Below are 20,981 nucleotides of genomic sequence, written 5' to 3'. Positions count from 1 at the left end.
CATGGAAACCCGAGCCCATCACGTGCTGATCGGCCTGTTCACCGTCATTGTGGTGGTCAGCGCCCTGCTGTTCGGCCTCTGGCTGGCCAAGTCCAGCGTGGACAGCGAGTTCAAGGATTACGAAGTGGTGTTCAACGAGGCCGTCAGCGGCTTGTCCAGGGGCAGCTCGGTGGAATACAGCGGCATCAAGGTCGGCGACGTGGTGAATCTGCGCCTGGACCCGAACGACCCGCGCCGGGTGCTGGCGCGGGTGCGCTTGAGCGGTGAGACCCCGATCAAGCAAGACACCCAGGCCAAGCTGGCGCTGACCGGCATCACTGGCACCTCGATCATCCAGCTCAGCGGCGGCACACCCCAGAGCCCGCCATTGACTGGGCACGACGGCGAACCGCCGGTGATCATCGCCGCGCCCTCGCCGATCGCCCGCCTGTTGAACAACAGCGATGACGTGATGACCAGCATCAACCTGCTGCTGCACAACGCCAACGAGGTGTTTTCCTCGGATAACGTCCAGCGCCTGAGCAATACCCTCGATCACCTGGAGCAAACCACCGGGGTCATCGCCGATCAGCGTGGCGATATTCGCCAGGCCATGCAGCAATTGGCCTCCGTCGGCAAACAGGCCAGCGCCACGCTGGAGCAGACCACGGCGTTGATGCGCAATGCCAATGGGCTGCTCAACGACCAGGGCAAACAGGCCTTCGGCAGTGCCAGCCAGGCCATGGACTCTCTGGCCCGCAGCACGGCGACCCTCGACAAACTGCTGAACGACAACCGCGATTCGCTGAACAACGGCATGCAGGGCCTCAATGCCCTGGCGCCAGCCGTGCGCGAGCTGCGGGAAACCCTGAGTGCCCTGCGCGGTATATCCCGACGCCTGGATGCCAACCCCAGCGGCTACTTGCTGGGCAATGACAAGGACAAGGAATTCACGCCATGAAACCGTTCCATCGATTCGTCTGTCCGGGCCTGGCTCTCGCGGGGTTTATCCTGTTGGCCGGTTGTTCGATCCTGCCCAAGGCCGAGCCCTCGGACATCTATCGCCTGCCCGCCGCCCAGGCAGCGGCCTCCGCCGGCACCCCGGTGAGCTGGTCGTTGCGCCTGGCCAGCCCGCAGGCCAGCGAAGTGCTCAACAGCCCGAAGATCGCGGTCATTCCCCAAGGCAACCTGTTCAGCAGCTACGCCGCCTCGCGCTGGAGCGACCCTGCCCCGGTATTGGTGCGCAACCGCCTGCTCGACGGCTTTGCCCAGGACGGGCGTGTCCGGCTGTTGAGTGTCGCTGACAGCAACCTGCAGGCAGACCTGGAGCTGGGCGGGCAATTGCAGGCGTTCCAGACCGAGTACCAGGGCAGCGCCGCCAGCGTGGTGGTTCGCCTGGACGCGTTACTGGTGCGAGGGTTCGACCAGCGCATCCTGGCCAGCCGCCGTTTCGAAGTGCGCCAGCCATTGAACGATGTGAAGGTGCCGGCGGTGGTGGACGGCTTTGGCCGGGCCAGTGACCGGCTGACCGCCGAGGTGGTGAACTGGACGTTGGAGCAGGGCCAGCGTTTCGCAACGCCGGCTCCCTGAAGGCCTCAGCCAAAGAACCAGTAGCAGACCCCGATCGCCGACAGGACGCCCGCCAGTTCGGCCAATAGCGCGCAACCCACGGCGTGGCGCGCCCGCTGGATGCCCACGGCACCGAAGTACACCGCCAGCACGTAGAACGTGGTCTCGGTGCTACCCTGGATAGTCGCCGCGACCAGGGCCGGGAAGCTGTCCACGCCGGAGGTCTTCATGGTCTCGATCAGCATCGCCCGGGCGGCGCTGCCGGAGAACGGCTTGACCATGGCCGTCGGCAAGGCATCGACGAACCGCGTATCCCAGCCAGCCCACTGCACCAGGTGGCGAATGCCGTCCAAGCCGAAATCCAGCGCCCCTGAAGCTCGCAGCACGCCGACGGCGCAAAGCATTGCCACCAGGTATGGCAGCAGGTTCTTGGCAACGTCGAACCCTTCTTTCGCGCCTTCGATGAAGGCTTCATACACCTTGACCTTGCGCAGCGCGCCCACCACCAGGAACAGGATGATCAGGCCAAACAGGGTCAGGTTGCCCAGGATCGATGACAACCCCGCCAGGGCCGTCGCCGAGAGCGTCGCCAGCAACGCCATGAAGCCACCCAGCGCCAGAGCCCCCGGGATCAGGTAGGCCAGCACCACCGGGTCCCACAGCCGCAGGCGCTGCATGAATGCCACGGACAACAACCCCATCAGGGTCGAGCCGCTGGTGGCGATCAGGATTGGCAGGAACACCAGGGTCGGGTCCGGCGCGCCTTGCTGGGCGCGGTACATGAAGATGGTCACCGGCAGCAGCGTCAGCGACGAGGCGTTGAGCACCAGGAACAGGATCTGCGCATTGCTGGCGATGGTCGGGCTGGGGTTGAGGTCTTGCAGGGCGCGCATGGCCTTGAGGCCGATGGGGGTGGCCGCGTTGTCCAGCCCCAAGCCGTTGGCGGCGAAGTTGAGGGTGATCAGGCCGATGGCCGGATGGCCGGCGGGCACCTCCGGCATCAAGCGCAAGAACAGCGGGCCGAGGGCCTTGGCCAGCCAGTCGACGATGCCGGCCTTCTCGGCGATGCGCAGGAAGCCCAGCCAGAGGGTCAAGGTGCCGAACAGCAGGACCATGACCTCCACCGACAGCTTGGCCATGGCGAAAATGCTTTCCACCATGGCCGCAAAGATCCCGGCGTTGCCGCCGATCAGCCACTGGGCCAGCGCCGACACGGCTGCCACGATAAAGAAGCCAAGCCACAGGCCATTGAGCATCGGTTAAATCCCCCGGAAGATGCCGCGAATGATAGCGGGGCTGGCAGAAACGACAAACCCCGGATTTCTCCGGGGTCTAGTAGTCGCTGCGCAAGCCTCCTGTGGGAGCGAGCTTGCTCGCGATGGCGTCGGATCAGTCAGCATGGATGTTGGCTGACACTCCGCAATCGCGAGCAAGCTCGCTCCCACAGAGGAGGTGCGCATCAGCGGCTGGAGATTTCTCCGGCCGGCAGCGCCTCTTTGCTGCGCCAGTGCGGCAGGGAGTTCCAGTAGCGTTGGCCCTTGGCATCGTCGTACATGCCTTCCCAGCGGGAGATGACCAGCACGGCCAAGGCATTGCCGATGACGTTCAGCGCGGTACGGGCCATGTCCATGATGCGGTCGACACCGGCGATGAAGGCCAGGCCTTCCAAGGGAATGCCCACGCTGCCCAGGGTGGCCAGCAACACCACGAACGACACGCCTGGTACGCCGGCGATGCCTTTGGAGGTGACCATCAGGGTCAGCACCAGCAGCAATTGTTGGCTGATGGACAGGTCGATGCCGTACAGCTGGGCGATGAAGATCGCCGCGATGCTCTGGTACAGGGTCGAGCCGTCAAGGTTGAACGAATAACCGGTGGGCACTACGAAACTGCAGATGGCCTTCGGCGCGCCGTAGGCTTCCATCTTCTCGATTACCCGCGGCAGCACGGTTTCGGAGCTGGCGGTGGAGTAGGCCAGCACCAGCTCGTCCTTGAAGATGCGCATCAGCTTGAGCACCGAGAACCCGAACAGGCGGGCGATCAGGCCCAGCACCACGAAGGCGAAGAAGGCGATGGCGACATAAACCAGGATCACCAGTTTCGCCAGCGGCAGCAGGGATGCGAAGCCGAAGTTGGCGACCGTCACCGCGATCAGGGCGAACACACCGATTGGCGCGTATTGCATGATCATGTGGGTAACCTTGAACATGCTTTCCGAGACGCCCTGGAACATCTTCACCAGCGGCTCGCGCAGGTCCGATTGCAGGCTGGACAGACCCAGGCCGAACAGTACGGAGAAGAAAATGATCGGCAGCATCTCGCCACGGGCGACCGCTGCGAAGATGTTCGACGGGATCAGGTTGAGAATGGTCTCGATGAACGCATGCTCATGCTGGACTTCAGCGGCGGTGGCCTGATACTTGGAAATATCCACCGTGCCCAAGGTGCTCATGTCGATGCCGCTGCCTGGCTGGAAGAAATTGGCCAGCAGCAGGCCGACGACGATGGCGATGGTGGTGACGATTTCGAAGTAAAGGATGGTCTTGAGGCCGATACGCCCGAGTTTCTTCGCGTCGCCGACCCCGGCAATGCCCACGATCAGCGAGGAAATCACGATCGGGATCACGATCATCTTGATCAGACGGATAAAGATGTCGCCCGCCGGTTGCAGCACATTGCTGATCCACCAGGCCTTTTCGGCACTGAAATGGTTGAGCAGCGCGCCCAATGCAATCCCGAGCACCAGACCGATGAGGATCTGCCAGGCGAGGCTTAGTCGTGCCTTCTTCATATCGTTACCCTTACTTCAGTTGGACTCGGGCAGTGGCGCGAACGGCTCGTCGCTGACGACAAGACATTCGCGCCACTGCCCCCGTATAAGGTCACCCCGAGCGCATGAGCGGCTTACTGGCAGGCGAAAAAAGGCGCAACTATTGCGATGCCAGGGGGGATCGTCTAATGCCGTAAACGCCTACCCTATGCCGAATCGGCATGAGATTTTTCAAGCGAAACCCGCGTTACAAGCGGTTCGAATGCGACATTTTTGCAGGCATAAGCGCCGTGAACCGGCCATTTCAGCGTAGCTGGGCTTTTTTTTCCAAGCGTCAGGATTCTAGGAAACGGCAACGGATCGAGACGGGACCTTCGAGACAAATCGTCTCGGTATTCTCCGATATACGGTCAGGGAAAGGGCAATAAATTGGCGGGAGGAGACAAAATGCCGCATCGCGGGCTGCTTGCGACACCAGATCGAGTAACCGCTCTGGCCCACGTAATGTGCGGAATGAAGCTCTACGCAAGTTCGCCAAGCTGTGAGGGCCTTGCGAACTTGCGTCGCAGCTTTTACCTGACCCGGCCCTTTCGCAGGCACCCCTTGTGCCCGTAGGTCACTCCGACGCTCATCCGTCAGAATATCCCGGCCCCCTGGTCATGCACCGGCCCTCCTCGGGCTGTGCAGCAGAGAAAAGCAGGGCTGCTTTTCTCGTTTTCAGAATCAGTACCAGTTCGGATCTTTCTTGAGTTGTTCCATTAACAGTTCTTGCATACCTTCATTGGGATTACCGAGAAAACGGTAGTCGGCATGACGGGTCGGCGACTTGTCGGCCGGCAGTCCGGCAGGAACCTCCACCAACATGGCGTAGGCCTCGTCCTTGTCGAAACTGAAGGCGACGATCAGGCGCTTGCTGCGACACGTGGCCTGGGTTTCACACAGCGGTCCCACCAGATACTTGTCACCGTCCTCTTCGACAGCGTTCATCTGTTCCGAATCGCCTGACAGGTTCATCACCCATTCGGGCAGGCGTTCTTCTTTTTTGACGACGTGCTGCCAAGTCTCGCGGTATTGCGGATCCGCCTCCAGCAACTGGTTGGCGCGCATCTGTCCGTCATTGGCAGCCATTGCCATGGCACTGCCGCCCAACAACAGGGCGGCGGCCAGTCCTTTGAATGAAACGCTCATGGTCAGCCTCGGCCACGACGGCCAAAGAAGAAGGAAGCGATGAACATCACCAGGAACACGACAAAGAGAATCTTGGCGATGCCCGTGGCGGTGCCTGCGATACCACCGAAGCCCAGTACGGCGGCGATGATGGCAATGATCAGGAAAGTAATTGCCCAGCTCAACATGGTGATTCTCCTTACGCTTTTCTATTTAGTGAGGGTCTCGCGGTGATGGTTCCGGCACAGTGGACGACCGGTACATCGGGTTAAAACACCCAGCGCTCTTCACGTGGCATGTCGGTCACTGGCTGAGCCTGATCGACATCCATCATGCGCATGGAAGCAGAAGCTTCTGCGACGTTGACGGCGGTGAAATGGGTTTGTGGGGCGCGGTAAATGGACACCTGTGGCGCTTCTGGCTGTTGACGTTCGTGCCAGAGCAACCATTGCTGACCGATCACGAGCGTGACCAGCAATGCCAGGGCAGCCCATAAGCCCTGCTGAATGTTCAAGGAAGAGAGTCGAAACTGCGCGGCACATTGACGATTCATCCTGAAATTCCTCCCCACCCGGGTGTGGTGATCTGGTTGAGGCGCTCTTGCGCCACGTTGACCAGAGCATTGCAGCCGGCGTGCCAGGATTTTTTTATAGATAAATCTCTTTTAAATCAAATAGTTACAAAATACCCACGAGGCGTGGGGGACGCATCCTGCACGATGATCCGCGCGCACGTCGTGCGTATTGCACGAACAAGAAGGAAAAGGCGTAAGGTTGTTTTCGAATTTCCTGTCAGATCCAGCCGTCGGAATCAACGATGCGAACCGTCCGACCCGTATGAATAAGAAAAAAAGGAACTCAAATCAGTCTTTTAGGAGTCAGACGTCCACAGAGGCAGGTTCGGTGGGTAATATCCCCTCAGAATCGACCATGCAACTTGCCCGATTTTTCTGACACTAACCAACATCATTCATTAAAGGAGCGTAGGAAAAATGGAATCCGCCACTGAGCACCAAGGCCGCATTCTGCTGGTAGACGATGAGTCCGCCATCCTGCGTACGTTCCGTTACTGCCTGGAAGACGAAGGCTATACCGTCGCCACCGCCAACAGCGCCGCCCAGGCCGACACACTGCTGCAACGCCAGGTGTTTGACCTGTGTTTTCTCGACCTGCGCCTGGGGGAGGACAACGGCCTGGATGTCCTGGCACAAATGCGTATCCAGGCGCCCTGGATGCGGGTTGTGATCGTCACCGCCCATTCGGCCGTCGACACCGCAGTCGATGCGATCCAGGCCGGGGCCGCCGACTACTTGGTCAAGCCTTGCAGCCCGGATCAACTGCGCCTGGCCACCGCCAAGCAGTTGGAAGTGCGCCAACTGTCGGCAAGGCTCGAAGCCCTGGAAGGGGAAGTGCGCAAACCCAAGGACGGTCTGGACTCTCACAGCCCGGCGATGAAAGTCGTCCTGGAGACCGCCCGCCAAGTCGCCAGCACCGACGCCAACATCCTGATCCTCGGCGAATCCGGTACCGGTAAAGGTGAGTTGGCCCGGGCGATCCACGGCTGGAGCAAGCGTGCGAAAAAGTCCTGCGTCACCATCAATTGCCCGTCGCTGACTGCCGAATTGATGGAAAGCGAATTGTTCGGCCATAGCCGTGGGGCCTTCACCGGCGCCAGCGAAAGTACCCTGGGACGGGTCAACCAGGCCGACGGCGGCACGCTGTTTCTCGACGAAATCGGCGATTTTCCCCTGACGTTGCAACCCAAGTTGTTGCGGTTCATCCAGGACAAGGAATATGAGCGGGTAGGGGACCCGGTCACCCGCCGCGCCGACGTGCGGATTCTCGCCGCCACCAACCTCAACCTCGAGGACATGGTGCGCGACGGACGCTTTCGCGAAGACCTGCTATATCGCCTGAACGTCATCACCCTGCATCTGCCACCGTTGCGTGAGCGCGCCGAAGACATCCTGACCCTGGCCGACCGCTTCCTGGCCCGCTTCGTCAAGGAATACGCGCGCCCGGCCCGGGGCTTCAGCGACGAGGCTCGCGAAGCGCTGCTAGGCTACCGATGGCCCGGCAACATTCGCGAACTGCGCAACGTCGTCGAGCGCGCCAGCATCATCTGCCCGCAGGAAAAAGTCGAAATCAGTCACCTGGGCATGGCCGAGCAGCCGGTCAACAACGCACCGCGCATCGGTGCCGCACTGAGCCTCGACGAGCTGGAGAAAGCCCACATCGGGGCGGTGCTGGCCACGGCTGACACGCTCGATCAAGCGGCCAAGACCTTGGGTATCGATGCCTCCACGCTGTATCGCAAACGCAAGCAGTACAACCTGTGAGCGACACCTTATGAAACTTGCGATGAAGCTGCGCACACGGCTGTTTCTCAGTATCTCGGCCCTGATCACCGTAGCATTGCTGGGATTAGTGCTTGGCTTGGTCAGCGTCATGCAAATGGCCAATACCCAGGAACAATCGGTACGCGACAACTTCATCCTGCTGGACCTGGGCCTCAAGCTGCGCCAGACCCTCGGCGATCAGTTGATTATCATGCTCGACGACAAGCCCGACCTGGCCGCTCTGGAGGCATCCGAGCGGCAATACCTGGCGCTGATCGACCAAGGGATCGCCCACGAAAGAAAGCTGGACAACACGGCCGTCAGCTTCAGCAGGGCCAAGGCCGACTACGTTGAATTTCTCGAGGCCTTCACCACGTCTCGCCAGCAACCGAGACAGCTCACGGGCATCAAGGACCTCACCGAAAAATTCAACGTGCTGCGCAATGGGCTGATCGAAAGTTATCGCCAGGCCCTGACCAAGATCAGTGAAACCCAAGACCGCGCTCGTGAACGGGCATTGTGGATTTCCGGACTGCTGGGGCTGGTGGGGTTTGCGGTACTGGTCATCGGCTTTGTCACGGCCCATGGCCTTGCCCGGCGTTTCGGCGCACCGATCGAGGCGCTGGCCGCGGCGGCGGATGACATCGGCCAGGGCAATTTCGAGGTCACGCTGCCCATTTCTTCGGCCGCCGAGTTGAATTTGCTGACCCGTCGTTTCGGGGTCATGGCCCAGGCACTGCGCGAACATCAGGCCACCAATGTCGATGAACTGCTCGCCGGCCAGCAACGTTTGCAAGCGGTGCTCGACAGCATCGACGACGGTTTGCTGATGATCGATCGCCAAGGCCAGCTGGAGCACCTCAACCCGGTGGCCCAGCGTCAATTGGGCTGGGATGAGGCGCGACTGGGCCAAGGGCTCGGCGAGGCGCTGGGACGCCTGGAGCTGGATGAAGAATTGCACCTGGTACTGCGCGGTGGAACCCTGGAGCGTGCACCGGAAGACCTGAGCATCGAGGTGGATGGCGAGTCGCGGGTGCTGACCTACAGCCTCACGCCGGTCAGCCACACCCAGGGCCACATCCTCGGCGCGGTCATGGTGCTGCATGACGTCACCGAACAGCGCGCCTTCGAACGAGTGCGCAGTGAGTTCGTCCTGCGTGCCTCCCATGAGCTGCGCACGCCTGTGACGGGCATGCACATGGCATTCGGCCTGTTGCAGGAGCGCCTACACTTCCCACCAGAGTCCCGCGAGGCGGACCTGCTCAACACCGTCACGGAAGAAATGCAGCGGCTGATGCAACTGATCAATGACCTGCTGAATTTCTCTCGCTACCAGAACGGTCTGCAAAAGCTGACCCTGGCGCCTTGTTCCATCGACGCGCTATTGGAAGAGGCCCGGCTGCGGTTCGCCGAGCAAGCCCAAGCCAAGGGTATCGAGTTGCTGGTAGCGATCCAGGGCCCATTGCCGCGGCTGCATGCCGACGCTGCGCAACTGGAACGCGTGCTCGATAACCTGATCGACAACGCCATGCGCCACACCGGCGAAGACGGCCAGATCCGCTTGCAGGCCCGACGCCACGGCGAGCGGGTGATCATCAGTGTCGAAGACAACGGTGAAGGCATTGCCTACGGGCAACAGGGACGAATCTTCGAGCCTTTCGTCCAGGTCGGACGCAAGAAGGGTGGTGCCGGCCTCGGTCTAGCCCTGTGCAAGGAGATCGTCCAGCTCCACGGCGGACGCATGGGCGTTTATTCGAGGCCGGGGCAGGGTACGCAGTTCTACATGGCGCTGTCAGTCTGAGCGCAAGGCCGAAGGACACCTAGGCTTCATCGTCAAGGCGCCGCCCACGCAGGCGTCGGCCACGGGTAATCAACTCGATGAGCTGGACCGCGCTGAGGGCGTGGGCGAACAGCCAGCCCTGGCCGAACCTCACCCCTTCGCTGCTCAAATAAGAGGCCTGGGCTTCATGCTCGATACCTTCGGCGATCACCTTGAGCTGCAGAGCGTGAGCCATGCGGATGATGTGCGGGGCCACGCCGCTGCTAGCGGCATCGTGGCCCAGAGCGTCGATGAAGGCCTTGTCGATTTTCAGGCAGTCCACCGGCAGGGTTTGCAGGTAGGCCAGGCTGCAGTAACCGGTGCCGAAATCGTCGATCAGCACCTGATGTCCAACGTCGCGCAGCGATTGCAGGTTATCCCGGGCAACCAACACATCGATCAGCCCGCGCTCGGTCACTTCGAAGGCAATCTGGTGCGCCGAGACCCGATGCAACGCCAGCAGGCGAGCGATCACTTCGCCAATACGCGGCACCATCACATCGCAGGCCGCCAGATTCACCGAGATATACAACTGCGGATTGGCCCGCAACAGCTGGCCCAATTGATCAAATAGCCGCTGCAACACGAAATCGGTAATCTGGCGGATCTGCCCGGTGTTTTCGGCCATCGGGATAAACAGGTCCGGGCTGGTCAGGGTGCCGTCCGGTCGTCGCCAGCGCAGCAAGGCTTCGGCACCTACACAGTTGCGGCTGTCCAGGTCGAAAATCGGCTGGTACAGCACCTGCAATTCACCGCGCCGGATGGCTCCGTGCAACTCAGCATCCATCGACTGGCGATGGCGCGCCAGCAGAAACACCTGGAAACCAATCCCCAGGCCCAGCACCAAACTGATGGGCAACATCCACCAGGCATAGGCCGGCACCTTGAAACCGTTGCGCTGGGCGATCAGCACCAGCTGATATTCCGGGCTGTCGGTGGGCATTCGATAAATCAGCCGGGTCTGCGTCACCTGCAAGGCATTCTGGCTTTTCGGTGGCCAAGGCTCTGTGGGCGGCCAGTATTGTTGGGTGCCCAACACGGGAATGGCCCGCGTGCCGTGGTCCAGGACCACCAGCAGGCTGCTGCCCGGTGGCAGGTCGACCACGTCGGCCAAATGCCCCCGGGAGGTGGCGACGCGGAAATTGCCACGGCCCAGCATCAACGCAGCGCGGTCTTCGTTGGGTTCGGTGGTGGTATTGAGCCAATAGCTGTAGGTCGGGCCTCGAAGATCGGGCGGACGGGCCACCGACAATCCGCTCTGGCGCGGACGATTGGAACAGATGCCGCTGCCATCGATGTACACCGCTTCATAAACGAAACGGTAATTGAAGCTGACCTCTCGCAAGGTCGCGATCATGTCATCGTCGCAACCACGCAACGGCTGGTTTTGCAGGTCGTCGAGGCTTTCTCGCAATTGCCCGAAAAGCTGTTCCAGCCGTTGCAGGAAGCGCTCGCCCTGGGCATTCATCTGGTCGCTTTCACGCTGCTGGATCTGCTGCACGACCACGAACAGACTGCCCGTCAGCAGTAGGAAGGTACTCAGGGCAGCCGCCATCATCGCCAGGAACAGGGGGCGATGGAGCCAGCTCTGTAAGGTTTCGCGGGCAGCCGTCATCATGGGTAATCCGAAAGTTACCAATGAGTTATAGCTTCTGATTTGAGTTTGGCCCGATTCGTCGGACGGGCGTCATTATTTTGTCTGGTTGAGCACCTGCAGAATCGCCGCGCTTTGCGGGTCCGGCATGCCATCGAAGCGGGTAGGCCGGTAGTGCATCTGAAAAGCGGCCAGCACGTGGTGGGTGGCCACGTCCCATTCGCCGGTCTGGGGCGTCGGATAGCCCAGACGGGCCAGCTCGGCCTGGAACCAACTGGCAGGCGGTAGCTGCGTTGCGAAGAAAACCTGCTGGCGTGCGACGGCTTGTTCATCCGGCCACACCCCCAGGCCCTCTTGCGCCAGACGCTTCCAGGGGAACAGCGGCCCCGGATCAAGCTTGCGCAGGGGTGCGATGTCGCTGTGGCCGATGATGCTACGCGGGCTGATCCCGTTGCGTTGGATGATGTCCTTGAGCAAGACGGTCAAGGCCTGGACCTGAGCTTCGCTGTAGGGATACCAGAGGCGCCCGGTAGGCGTGTCGACGAAACCCGGATTGACGATTTCGATGCCGATGGAACTGGAATTGAGCCAGGTCCGGCCTTCCCATTCACTTTCCCCGGCGTGCCAGGCGCGCCGGCTTTCATCCACCAGCTTGTAGATAGTCGCGTCTTTATCGTCGCCAATCAGGTAATGGGCACTGACTTCGCCATGGGTCAGCAGGGCCAGTGAACGCTCCAGGGACGCCGAGGTGTAATGCACCACCACGAATTGGATGCGGTTGTCATGGTTGACGGAGGGGTGACTGGTGTCGAACCGAGGGCCGCTGGTGCAGCCGGCCAGGATAAATAAAGAAACAATGAGCGAGAACAATTTCATGGCGGAAGGCATTACGCGCTGGAAGTAATGCAACAGTGTAACGTATCGCCCCGCGATGATCCGATGCGCGGGACGATATTAAACAAATTGGAACAATTAGACCTCAGCCCAGCTCCACACGGTTGCGTCCGGCATTTTTGGCCCGGTAGAGCGCCTGATCGGCTCTTTTAAGCACCGAATCGCTGTGTTCGCCCGGCTTGAAAGCCGTCATGCCCACCGATACCGTCACCGTCACCGGTTCGCCCTTGAAATGAAACGGGCAGGCTTCGATGGCCAGCCGCAGCGCTTCGGCCAGCTTGGCGCCAGCCGCCAGGGGGGTATCCGGCACCAGCAGGACAAACTCCTCGCCACCAAAACGCGCAATGAAATCGCCACCACGCAGGCGTTTTCGCAGGACCGAGGCGATAAGTTTCAACACCCGGTCACCGGCCAGATGGCCGTAGTTGTCATTGATGCGCTTGAAATGATCGAGATCGAGCATGGCCAGCAGCAAGCTGTTGCCGTGCTGGTGCCACTGGACGACTTCGTGCTCCAGACGCTCGGACCAGGCGGCGCGGTTGGGCAACCCAGTGAGCGGATCGACCAGCGCTTTTTGCCGCTGTTCCTCGAGATTCTCCCGCACGACCTGGGCGTCCTGCTCCATCAGCGCGACGCGATCGGCCAGGCTTTTCAGGCGCGTCGAGACTTCCTGCTCGCGCTGATCACGTTGCCGGCGGTGCTGGTCCATTGTCCCGAGCAAGCCTTCGAGGTGATTCTCGAGCACCTGCTTGAGGCCTTCCAAGTCATCGGCTTGTTGCACGCTGCTTTGCAGGCCGTCTACCTGTTCGCGAATCTGGGTGTCCATTTCCCGGGAGGCCGAGAGGTTGTCGGCATGATCCTCACTGGCGGCCTGCAGGCTGCTCTGGAAGGACTCGAGACGATCATTGAGGCGTTGCAGGTACGCTTCGAATTCATGCTGGCCGGTGTCGGTGATGGCTAGCATCAATACCGCCAGATCATCGAGGATCGGTAGCAGTTCGTACCAGTTCAAGCCATTTCGCAACCGCTCACGCATGGCTTCGGCTTGTGGCCGATGACGCTCGGGCAAGGTCAGGTCGCCCAACAGGCCCAGCAAAGTGTCTTCGATGTGCCTGGCGACCGAGCTGTAGGATGGTTCAGGCGAGTCGGGCAGGGCGTATTGGGCGTCAGCCACATCGGCGGCGGCCAAGGGCGCGGGCGCGTCAGGCTCGGCTTCTGCTGGAGGCGCCGAGGGGTCGGGGAGGGCCTGTGGCGCCTCTTCGGGCATCAGCTCGTCGGGATTTTCCAGGGTGGGTGCCGCTACCGGGAGCTCGTCGGCGACCACCGCTGGCAAGGGGGCTGGCTCGGCGGCTTCGTCCGGCTCGTCGATCGGTTGAGCCACTTCGGCTGCTGGTGCCGGAGGGAGCGCCGGCGCGAGTTCGGTCTGCGGCGTAATCTGGTCGACCGGCTCGGGCACTGCCTCCAACGTGGGTGCTTGCTCCGCTACCGACGGGGCTGGGGCTGGGGCTGGGGCTGGTGCTGGTGCTGGTGCTGGTGCTGGTGCGACGGATGCTGTGTGGACTGCCGGCTCAACGATTACTGGCTGGGTCGTGTCTGCCGGGGGCGCCACGCTGGCCTGGGCTGGCTCGTGAGGCTGGGGCGGCACGTCCTCATGGCCTTGGCCACCAAACAGCCGTTGCAGCAATCCGGGGCGGCTCGGTTCGACAGGAGCGTCCAGGGTCCTCAGCGCCTTGCCTTGCAAACCGCTCAATTCGCTGAGCAGCAGCGGAATCTCCCGGGCCTGGCCGACCCGATCTTCCAACTGCTTGGAAAATTTCTTCAGGGGCCGGCTGACTTCCTTCGGCAGCGGCAGGCTTTGCAACTGAGCCACCAGGGCCGTCAATGCGGTGCTCATCTGCTCGATTCGGGTTTCGCGGCGCTGCTCGGAATCGAGTACGGCTTTCTCCAGGCGCGGCAGCAGGGCGGCGAGGCCGGCGTCCATGTCATCGGTGCGCACCACCTCGCGCATCTCTTTCATGCATTCGTCGACGACCCGATCAGAGCCCTCAGCGGCCAGGGTGCTGCGCACCAGGCCACGACGCAACAAGTCGAGCCGAGCATCCCAACGGCGCTCAAGCTTTTCCTGCTGTTCGATACTCTTTAAGTATTTCTCTCTCCAGCGTTCGGCGTCGTCGCTCATTCATCGGATCCGCGAGGGGCAGTACTCAGCGCGGGGAATGCATCGGCCGTGAGCGAACCCGGCAAACGAATTTCGACCGCGACCGGCAGGTGATCGGAAATGGGTTGGGCCAACACCTCGACGCGTTCGAGGGTCAGGGTCGGACTCAACAAGATATGGTCCAGGCAGCGCTGGGGGCGCCAGCTGGGGAATGTCGCTTCCAGTTGTGGGGCGAGCAGACCGAGATCGCGCAGAGGCGAGGTCTGCAGCAGGTCGGTGGCATGGGTGTTCATGTCACCCATCAGGATCTGGTGCTTGTAGCCGCCGATCAGCTCGCGAATGTACGCCAGCTGCAGCGTCCGAGTACGCGCCCCGAGCGCCAGGTGCATCATGACCACGATCAGCGCTTCCGGCCCTTCGCCGAAACGCGCAAGAATCGCCCCGCGCCCCTTGGGGCCCGGCAGCGGATGGTCCTCGATCGCCCAGGGACGCAAACGACTCAACACGCCATTGCTGTGCTGGCCGAGCCGTCCGAGGTTGCGATTGAGTTGTTGGTACCAGTAGGGGAAGGCGCCCAGCTGGGCCAGGTGTTCCACCTGATTGACGTAGCCTGATCGCAGGCTCCCGCCGTCGGCCTCTTGCAGGGCTACCAGGTCGAAATCCTTGAGCAGGTCGCCGATTTTCTGCAAGTTGCCGGCACGGCCGGTGTGCGGCAGCAAGTGTTGCCAGCCGCGGGTCAGGTAATGCCGGTAGCGTTCGGTGCTGATGCCCACCTGGATATTGAAGCTGAGCAGCCGCAAGCGGCTGTCGCCGGGCAGGCCCGTGGACGTGACATGGTGCTCGTTGACCCGAGGTTCATGCAGGCCAACGATGCGTTCGCTACTCCAGCGGGCCATGAGCGTGGGCCGCGCTTAGTTGGCGGCAGCCTTGGTGGCCGCTCGCTCTTTGGCGATCAGTTGGTCGGCCAGTTGCAGCGCTTGTTCAGCACCGCCGGCAGAGCCGATGTCAAAGCGATACTTACCGTTGACGATCATGGTCGGTACGCCCGTGATCTCGTATTTCTTCGCCAGCTCACGGGCCTTCTTAATCTGGCCCTGGATGGCAAAGGAGTCGAAGGTGGCCAGGAACTTGTCCTTGTCTACGCCTTGGGTCGCCAGGAAGTCCGCCATGTCTTCTTTGTCGGTCAGCTTCTTGTGTTCTTTCTGGATCGCGTTGAAAACGGCAGCGTGAACCTTGTGCTCGACGCCCATGGCTTCGAGGGTCAGGAACATCTGGCCGTGGGCGTCCCACGGGCCACCGAACATGGCGGGGATGCGCACGAAGTTGACGTCAGATGGCAGTTTCTCGACCCATGGGTTGATTACCGGCTCGAAAGCGTAGCAATGCGGGCAGCCGTACCAGAACAACTCCACCACTTCGATCTTGCCAGGCGCCGCCACCGGAACGGGGTTGGTCAACTCGACGTAGGGGGCTTTCGATTCCTCGGCGTTGGCTTGAGCGCCGATGCCGAACAGGCTGGCGGCGACGAGCGCGGCGCTGATGATCAGATTACGCATGCTTTACTCCTGGACAATGAGGGGGCCTCGCAAGACCTGTTTCTTAAGACAGACCGTGGCGGGTTCAAGTTCTCTAGTGTAACGGCAGCGGCCACAAAAAAGGGCGGCCAAAGCCACCCTTTTGATGCTCGCATCGACAGATTAATCGAGCGTTAACGTTGCAAGAGGTGTATCCCCTCGCAACGGCCTTAGTGCAGGCCCTGGATGTAGCTGGAGACAGCCGCGATATCTTCGTCGCTCAGCTTTTTGGCGATGCTCTGCATGGGTTTGGTGTCGCCGTCGTTGGTCCGGCCGCCTTCTTCTTTGCGGAAGTCGGTCAGTTGCTTGCCGACGTACTGGGCATGCTGGCCGCCCAGGTGTGGGAAACCGGCAGCGGCGTTGCCTTTGCCATCCGGGGAGTGGCAACCGGTGCAGGCAGGCAAGCCTTTGTCGAGGTCGCCGCCACGGAACAGCGCTTCACCGCGAGCCACGAGTTTTGGATCGGCGGCGCCGACGCTGCCCTTCTGGCTGGCGAAATAGGCCGCGATGTCCGCCAGGTCCTGATCGCTCAGGTTGGTCAGCAGGCCGGTCATTTCCAGCACCGTACGCTTGCCGGTCTTGATGTCGTGCAGTTGCTTGTTCAGGTAACGCTCGCCCTGGCCCGCCAGTTTCGGAAAGTTGGGCGCCATGCTATTGCCATCCGGGCCGTGGCAGGCCCCGCATACGGCCGCTTTAGCCTGACCGGCAGCGGCATCGCCAGCGGCGTGGGCTACGCCGGATATCCCCAAGGTCAACAGCAGACTCACGATCAGTTTGTTCATCAGCTAATCCAACTACGGCTAAGGGTTAAAGAGTTATGGACCGGGTTTACTCGCTCATCCACTGGATGATGGCTCGGTAATCCTCGGCACTGCAGTCCATGCACAAACCACGCGGCGGCATCGCCTTGAAACCCTGGGTCACGTGTTGCACCAGCGTCTCCATACCTTTCGCCAACCTCGGCGTCCAAGCTTCCTGATCGCCCTTGCGAGGCGCCATGGGGAGTTGGCCGGAATGACAGGCACCACAAACACGGTTGTACACAGCTTCCGGATCCTGTGTAGCCTGAGCGCTGTAAAGCGGCATCAAGACACCGGCAGCTAGCAGCCATTTCGTCATAAAACGACCTTTTCAGGGTTGGGAACGAGCTGCGTTCTAATGCGCAATTTCGGTCGGTCGCTCCCGTGAGCCTCATCCTACGCTGGGACAAAGCGCACACAAAATCTGCGGCATTATATACTGGCGTCACTGAAACGGAAACGACACAGCTTGCCGCGTCCATTCCCGACGCCGCCCACATCGGAAATCCCATGCAACTGAAGAACCCCATCCTTGGCCTGTGCCAACAGTCCACCTTCATGCTCAGCGCCGCCAAAGTCGATCAATGCCCAGACGACGAAGGCTTCGAAGTGGCTTTTGCAGGGCGTTCCAACGCCGGCAAATCCAGCGCGCTGAACACCTTGACCCATGCGAGCCTGGCACGCACCTCGAAAACCCCCGGTCGCACGCAGCTCTTGAACTTCTTCAAGCTAGACGATGAACGGCGTTTGGTCGACCTGCCCGGCTACGGCTACGCCAAGGTCCCGATCCCGCTCAAGCAACACTGGCAGCGCCACCTGGAAGCGTACCTGGGTAGCCGCGAGAGTTTGAAAGGCCTGATCCTGATGATGGACATCCGCCATCCGATGACCGACTTCGACCTGTTGATGCTCGATTGGGCGGTCGCCAGCGGCATGCCGATGCACATCCTGCTGACCAAGGCCGACAAGCTCACCTATGGCGCAGCCAAAAACACCTTGCTCAAAGTGCAGTCGGAAATTCGCAAAGGCTGGGGCGACGCGATCACCATCCAGTTGTTCTCGGCACCCAAGCGTATGGGCCTGGAAGAAGCCTACACGGTGCTGGCCGACTGGATGGAATTGGCGGACAAGGGCAGCGAAGCGGCCGAATAAGCCAAATCGCAAGCAAAAAAAACCCCGGACTTCTTATGGGGAGGGGGAAGTTCGGGGTCCAAGTTCCGGACCGCTAGGGCGGGGTCCAGATATCTGCCAACACTTAACACAACATAGGAGCATTGAAGGGCTTCACCAGCCATTCAGAATCTCTGAGTGGGGATTCACGGGTTTAGTTCAGATTATTTTTGGAAATAGCCTTAGGAATTTTCCGAACTAAAGACATCATCCCTGGGTTTTCAGTGAGCCGATGTGGCGAGGGAGCTTGCTCCCGCTGGGTGGCGCAGCCGCCCCAAACATTGTGTGAGCGCTTCGCACTCAAGCGGGAGCAAGCTCCCTCGCCACGGGACTTGCGCCAGCTTCAGAGTCTACGACTCAGTGCGCCTCGTCCCAGTTGTTGCCCACACCCACTTCCACCAACAGCGGCACGTCCAGCGTGGCGGCGGTGCTCATGTGCTGGCGGATTTCTTCGCGTACCTGTTCGACCAGATCTTCACGCACTTCCAGCACCAGTTCGTCGTGGACCTGCAGGATGACCTTCGCATCCAGCCCGGACGCCGTCAGCCAGCGGTCCACGGCGACCATGGCTTTCTTGATGATGTCGGCCGCCGTGCCCTGCATCGGCGCGTTGATGGCGGTGCGCTCGGCGCCTTTGCGCAGGGCCGGGTTTTTCGCGTTGATGTCCGGCAAGTACAACCGGCGACCGAAAATGGTTTCGACAAAACCTTGCTCGGCCGCCTGGGCGCGGGTGCGTTCCATGTACGCCAGCACGCCTGGGTAGCGAGTGAAGTAACGGTCAATGTAGGCCTGGGACTGCTTGCGATCGACGCCAATCTGTTTGGCCAGACCGAACGCGCTCATGCCGTAGATCAAGCCGAAGTTGATCGCCTTGGCGCTGCGGCGCTGGTCATGGGTGACCGCGTCCAAGTCGACGCCGAACACCTCGGCGGCCGTGGCCCGGTGCACGTCCAGGTCATTACGAAACGCATGAAGCAACCCTTCGTCCTTGGCCAGGTGCGCCATGATCCGCAGTTCGATCTGCGAATAGTCCGCCGCCAGCAGCTTGTAGCCTTTCGGCGCGACGAACGCCTGGCGGATGCGTCGGCCTTCGGCCGTGCGAATCGGGATGTTCTGCAGGTTCGGGTCGATGGATGACAGGCGCCCGGTCGCGGCGACGGCCTGCTGGTAATTGGTGTGGACGCGGCCGGTGCGGCTGTTGATCTGTTCCGGCAGGCGATCGGTGTAGGTGCTCTTGAGCTTGCTCAAGGAACGGTACTGCATCAGCACCTTGGGCAGTGGGTAATCCTGCTCCGCCAGTTCGGCGAGCACCGCTTCGGCGGTAGACGCCTGGCCCTTGGCGGTTTTGCTGAGCACCGGCAAGCCGAGCTTTTCGTATAGGATCACGCCCAATTGCTTCGGCGAACCCAGGTTGAACTCCTCGCCGGCGATGGCAAACGCCTCACGCTCCAGCGCCACCAGTTTTTCCCCCAGCTCGACACTTTGTACGCCCAGCAGGTTGGCATCGACCAACGCGCCCTGGCGCTCGATGCGCGCCAGGACCGGCATCAGCGGCATTTCGATGTCGTTGAGCACCGGGCCCAGGCTTGGCGTGGCGGCCAGCTTTTCCTGCAAGGCCTGGTGCAGGCGGAAGGTCACGTCGGCGTCTTCGGCGGCGTAAGGGCCGGCCAGTTCCAGGGAGATCTGGTCGAAGGTCAGTTGCTTGACCCCTTTGCCAGCGATGTCCTGGAAATCGGTCTTGCTCTGGCCCAGGTACTTGAGCGCCAGGCTGTCCATGTCGTGGCGGGTCGCGGTGGAATCCAGCACGTAGGATTCGAGCATAGTGTCGAAGGCGATGCCCTGGACCAGGATGCCGTTGTTCTGATCGCCACCGATGGCGCAGTTGGCCAGGATGTTGGTTTCGAACTTGGCGTGCTGGCCGATCTTGACCTTGTCCGGGTTTTCCAACAGCGGCTTGAGCGCCGTGAGCACCGTGTCGCGGTCCAGTTGCTCCGGCACGCCCATATAGGAGTGGGTCAGCGGGATGTAGGCCGCCTCGAAAGGGGCCACGGCGAACGACAGGCCGACCAGTTGCGAATGCTGGGCATCGCCGCCGTTGGTTTCGGTGACAAAAGCGAACAGCGGCGCTTTGTCCAGTTTCGCCAGCCACGCCTCGAAGCGCGCCTGCTCGAGAATGACCTCGTACTTGGCCTCGGCGGCGCCGGGCTGTTCTTCGGCCACTTCGACGATCTCCTGGCCGGCACGCTTGGCGTCCCGCTGGTTTTCCTCGAACCAGCTCTTGAACTCCAGCAATGTGTACAGCTCGGCCAGCTTCTCGTGATCGGGTGCGCCCATCTGCAGATCGTCAAGGCCGATATCCAACGGCACGTCGGTCTTGATGGTCGCCAGCTCGTAGGAAAGAAACGCCATTTCCTTGTGCTCTTCGAGCTTGGCGGCCAGGGTCTTGGCGCCACGGATCGGCAAAGTGGCGACGATGTCCAGTTGCGCGTACAGCTCGGTCAGGCCGCCATTGACGCCCACCAGCAGGCCAGAAGCGGTTTTCGGTCCGATGCCCGGAACGCCTGGGATGTTGTCGGACGAATCGCCCATCAGCGCCAGGTAATCGATGATCTGTTCTGGAGCGACGCCAAACTTCTCCTTCACGCCAGCCACGTCCAGGGCGCTACCGGTCATGGTATTGACCAAGGTAATGTGCCCGTCGACCAACTGCGCCATGTCCTTGTCGCCGGTGGAGATCACCACCGGGCGGTCGGCCGCCGCGCTGCTGCGGGCCAGGGTGCCGATCACGTCATCGGCTTCGACGTTGTCTACGCACAGCAGCGGGAAACCCAGGGCCTTGACGCTGGCATGCAGCGGCTCGATCTGCACGCGCATGTCATCGGGCATGCTCGGGCGGTTGGCCTTGTATTCGGCGTACAGCGCATCGCGAAATGTCCCACCCTTGGCGTCGAAGACCACGGCGAACGGACTGTCCGGATACTGCTTGCGCAGGCTCTTGAGCATGTTCAACACGCCTTTGACCGCACCGGTCGGCAGGCCTTTGGACGTGGTCAGCGGTGGCAGCGCGTGAAAGGCGCGGTACAGATAAGAAGAACCGTCCACCAGGACGAGGGGGGCTTGGCTCATGAGCAGGATCAACCTTTTCGGCG

The 20,981-nt window shown here is 61.3% G+C and carries 18 protein-coding genes; 5 read left to right on the top strand and 13 right to left on the bottom strand.

The genetic code is table 11. From position 1 onward, the window contains the following. Window position 1 precedes the first annotated feature (1 nt). A complete protein-coding gene (locus tag BT125_RS13835; RefSeq protein ID WP_072407733.1) occupies window positions 2-940 on the top strand; it encodes an MlaD family protein in 939 nt (312 codons plus the stop codon). Beyond that, the gene (locus BT125_RS13830; RefSeq protein WP_072407731.1) at window positions 937-1,569 is read left to right on the top strand and encodes an ABC-type transport auxiliary lipoprotein family protein; all 633 of its coding nucleotides are present in this window, start codon (window positions 937-939) and stop codon (window positions 1,567-1,569) included. The genes BT125_RS13835 and BT125_RS13830 overlap by 4 nt, the downstream gene beginning before the upstream one ends. Window positions 1,570-1,574: 5 nt before the next feature. Here BT125_RS13830 and BT125_RS13825 read toward each other — a convergent pair whose 3' ends face one another. The 5 genes from BT125_RS13825 to BT125_RS13805 all read right to left on the bottom strand — a co-directional run bounded on the left by BT125_RS13825 (window position 1,575) and on the right by BT125_RS13805 (window position 6,038). Continuing rightward, entirely contained in the window at window positions 1,575-2,804 is a 1,230-nt protein-coding gene (locus BT125_RS13825) for a nucleoside recognition domain-containing protein (protein ID WP_072407729.1), read from the bottom strand. 203 nt (window positions 2,805-3,007) lie between these two features. Next, on the bottom strand, window positions 3,008-4,339 hold the full coding sequence (gene gltP / locus BT125_RS13820; RefSeq protein ID WP_072407727.1) for a glutamate/aspartate:proton symporter GltP: 1,332 nt from the start codon (window positions 4,337-4,339) through the stop codon (window positions 3,008-3,010). 702 nt (window positions 4,340-5,041) lie between these two features. Then, window positions 5,042-5,506: an inhibitor of vertebrate lysozyme family protein gene (locus BT125_RS13815; protein ID WP_072407725.1), complete on the bottom strand. Its 465-nt coding sequence runs from the start codon at window positions 5,504-5,506 to the stop codon at window positions 5,042-5,044. Window positions 5,507-5,508: 2 nt separating this feature from the next. Next, entirely contained in the window at window positions 5,509-5,673 is a 165-nt protein-coding gene (locus tag BT125_RS13810; RefSeq protein WP_003177151.1) for a DUF1328 domain-containing protein, read from the bottom strand. A gap of 80 nt (window positions 5,674-5,753) precedes the next feature. After that, window positions 5,754-6,038, bottom strand: coding sequence for a hypothetical protein (locus BT125_RS13805; protein WP_072407723.1), 285 nt, complete (start codon window positions 6,036-6,038; stop codon window positions 5,754-5,756). A 438-nt stretch (window positions 6,039-6,476) separates the two neighbouring features. Between BT125_RS13805 and algB the strand changes: the two genes are divergently transcribed. Together algB and BT125_RS13795 are read left to right on the top strand one after the other, a co-directional pair. Further along, complete coding sequence (algB, locus tag BT125_RS13800) at window positions 6,477-7,823, top strand: sigma-54-dependent response regulator transcription factor AlgB (protein ID WP_053126909.1); 1,347 nt, start codon at window positions 6,477-6,479, stop codon at window positions 7,821-7,823. Window positions 7,824-7,833: 10 nt separating this feature from the next. Then, complete coding sequence (locus BT125_RS13795; RefSeq protein WP_072407721.1) at window positions 7,834-9,624, top strand: ATP-binding protein; 1,791 nt, start codon at window positions 7,834-7,836, stop codon at window positions 9,622-9,624. A 19-nt stretch (window positions 9,625-9,643) separates the two neighbouring features. Here the strand turns inward: BT125_RS13795 and BT125_RS13790 are convergent, their stop codons facing one another. The 7 genes from BT125_RS13790 to BT125_RS13760 all read right to left on the bottom strand — a co-directional run bounded on the left by BT125_RS13790 (window position 9,644) and on the right by BT125_RS13760 (window position 16,981). After that, window positions 9,644-11,257 carry an EAL domain-containing protein gene (locus BT125_RS13790; protein ID WP_072407774.1) on the bottom strand — a complete coding sequence of 538 codons (1,614 nt, stop codon included), beginning with the start codon at window positions 11,255-11,257 and terminating at the stop codon, window positions 9,644-9,646. Window positions 11,258-11,332: 75 nt separating this feature from the next. Next, window positions 11,333-12,112 carry an N-acetylmuramoyl-L-alanine amidase gene (locus BT125_RS13785; RefSeq protein WP_072407719.1) on the bottom strand — a complete coding sequence of 260 codons (780 nt, stop codon included), beginning with the start codon at window positions 12,110-12,112 and terminating at the stop codon, window positions 11,333-11,335. Window positions 12,113-12,215: 103 nt separating this feature from the next. Then, window positions 12,216-14,309, bottom strand: a complete 2,094-nt coding sequence (locus tag BT125_RS13780) for a diguanylate cyclase (protein ID WP_072407717.1) — start codon at window positions 14,307-14,309, stop codon at window positions 12,216-12,218. Continuing rightward, window positions 14,306-15,184, bottom strand: a complete 879-nt coding sequence (locus tag BT125_RS13775) for an endonuclease/exonuclease/phosphatase family protein (protein WP_072407715.1) — start codon at window positions 15,182-15,184, stop codon at window positions 14,306-14,308. The genes BT125_RS13780 and BT125_RS13775 overlap by 4 nt, the downstream gene beginning before the upstream one ends. Window positions 15,185-15,199: 15 nt before the next feature. After that, window positions 15,200-15,844 (bottom strand): thiol:disulfide interchange protein DsbA/DsbL, encoded by a 645-nt coding sequence (locus BT125_RS13770; RefSeq protein WP_072407714.1) that lies wholly within the window; start codon window positions 15,842-15,844, stop codon window positions 15,200-15,202. A gap of 188 nt (window positions 15,845-16,032) precedes the next feature. Continuing rightward, window positions 16,033-16,644: a c-type cytochrome gene (locus tag BT125_RS13765; RefSeq protein ID WP_072407712.1), complete on the bottom strand. Its 612-nt coding sequence runs from the start codon at window positions 16,642-16,644 to the stop codon at window positions 16,033-16,035. Between the two features lie 46 nt (window positions 16,645-16,690). After that, window positions 16,691-16,981 carry a c-type cytochrome gene (locus tag BT125_RS13760; RefSeq protein WP_003196231.1) on the bottom strand — a complete coding sequence of 97 codons (291 nt, stop codon included), beginning with the start codon at window positions 16,979-16,981 and terminating at the stop codon, window positions 16,691-16,693. Between the two features lie 191 nt (window positions 16,982-17,172). Here BT125_RS13760 and yihA point away from each other — a divergent pair, with 191 nt between their 5' ends. Next, window positions 17,173-17,814, top strand: a complete 642-nt coding sequence (gene yihA / locus BT125_RS13755) for a ribosome biogenesis GTP-binding protein YihA/YsxC (protein WP_072407710.1) — start codon at window positions 17,173-17,175, stop codon at window positions 17,812-17,814. A gap of 375 nt (window positions 17,815-18,189) precedes the next feature. On the opposite strand, the gene polA is transcribed toward yihA, so the two are convergent. Then, window positions 18,190-20,958: a DNA polymerase I gene (gene polA, locus BT125_RS13750; protein WP_072407708.1), complete on the bottom strand. Its 2,769-nt coding sequence runs from the start codon at window positions 20,956-20,958 to the stop codon at window positions 18,190-18,192. Window positions 20,959-20,981: the final 23 nt, after the last annotated feature.

This window comes from Pseudomonas sp. NFACC04-2, from assembly GCF_900119265.1.
In the GTDB taxonomy this organism is placed as follows: domain Bacteria; phylum Pseudomonadota; class Gammaproteobacteria; order Pseudomonadales; family Pseudomonadaceae; genus Aquipseudomonas; species Aquipseudomonas fluorescens_AA.
Note: the sequence above shows the minus strand (reverse complement) of the source record. Positions and strands in the feature narration are given on the sequence as shown.

Excerpts from the sequence above, each read along its gene's own strand:
- BT125_RS13775 (WP_072407715.1), bottom strand. The coding sequence starts at position 15,184 with ATGGCCCGCTGGAGTAGCGAACGCATCGTTGGCCTGCATGAACCTCGG.
- polA (WP_072407708.1), bottom strand. The coding sequence starts at position 20,958 with ATGAGCCAAGCCCCCCTCGTCCTGGTGGACGGTTCTTCTTATCTGTAC.
- algB (WP_053126909.1), top strand. The coding sequence starts at position 6,477 with ATGGAATCCGCCACTGAGCACCAAGGCCGCATTCTGCTGGTAGACGAT.
- BT125_RS13790 (WP_072407774.1), bottom strand. The coding sequence starts at position 11,257 with ATGACGGCTGCCCGCGAAACCTTACAGAGCTGGCTCCATCGCCCCCTG.
- BT125_RS13835 (WP_072407733.1), top strand. The coding sequence starts at position 2 with ATGGAAACCCGAGCCCATCACGTGCTGATCGGCCTGTTCACCGTCATT.
- BT125_RS13770 (WP_072407714.1), bottom strand. The coding sequence starts at position 15,844 with ATGCGTAATCTGATCATCAGCGCCGCGCTCGTCGCCGCCAGCCTGTTC.
- BT125_RS13765 (WP_072407712.1), bottom strand. The coding sequence starts at position 16,644 with ATGAACAAACTGATCGTGAGTCTGCTGTTGACCTTGGGGATATCCGGC.
- BT125_RS13830 (WP_072407731.1), top strand. The coding sequence starts at position 937 with ATGAAACCGTTCCATCGATTCGTCTGTCCGGGCCTGGCTCTCGCGGGG.
- BT125_RS13815 (WP_072407725.1), bottom strand. The coding sequence starts at position 5,506 with ATGAGCGTTTCATTCAAAGGACTGGCCGCCGCCCTGTTGTTGGGCGGC.
- BT125_RS13805 (WP_072407723.1), bottom strand. The coding sequence starts at position 6,038 with ATGAATCGTCAATGTGCCGCGCAGTTTCGACTCTCTTCCTTGAACATT.
- BT125_RS13760 (WP_003196231.1), bottom strand. The coding sequence starts at position 16,981 with ATGACGAAATGGCTGCTAGCTGCCGGTGTCTTGATGCCGCTTTACAGC.
- BT125_RS13825 (WP_072407729.1), bottom strand. The coding sequence starts at position 2,804 with ATGCTCAATGGCCTGTGGCTTGGCTTCTTTATCGTGGCAGCCGTGTCG.
- BT125_RS13785 (WP_072407719.1), bottom strand. The coding sequence starts at position 12,112 with ATGAAATTGTTCTCGCTCATTGTTTCTTTATTTATCCTGGCCGGCTGC.
- BT125_RS13780 (WP_072407717.1), bottom strand. The coding sequence starts at position 14,309 with ATGAGCGACGACGCCGAACGCTGGAGAGAGAAATACTTAAAGAGTATC.
- BT125_RS13810 (WP_003177151.1), bottom strand. The coding sequence starts at position 5,673 with ATGTTGAGCTGGGCAATTACTTTCCTGATCATTGCCATCATCGCCGCC.
- yihA (WP_072407710.1), top strand. The coding sequence starts at position 17,173 with ATGCAACTGAAGAACCCCATCCTTGGCCTGTGCCAACAGTCCACCTTC.
- gltP (WP_072407727.1), bottom strand. The coding sequence starts at position 4,339 with ATGAAGAAGGCACGACTAAGCCTCGCCTGGCAGATCCTCATCGGTCTG.
- BT125_RS13795 (WP_072407721.1), top strand. The coding sequence starts at position 7,834 with ATGAAACTTGCGATGAAGCTGCGCACACGGCTGTTTCTCAGTATCTCG.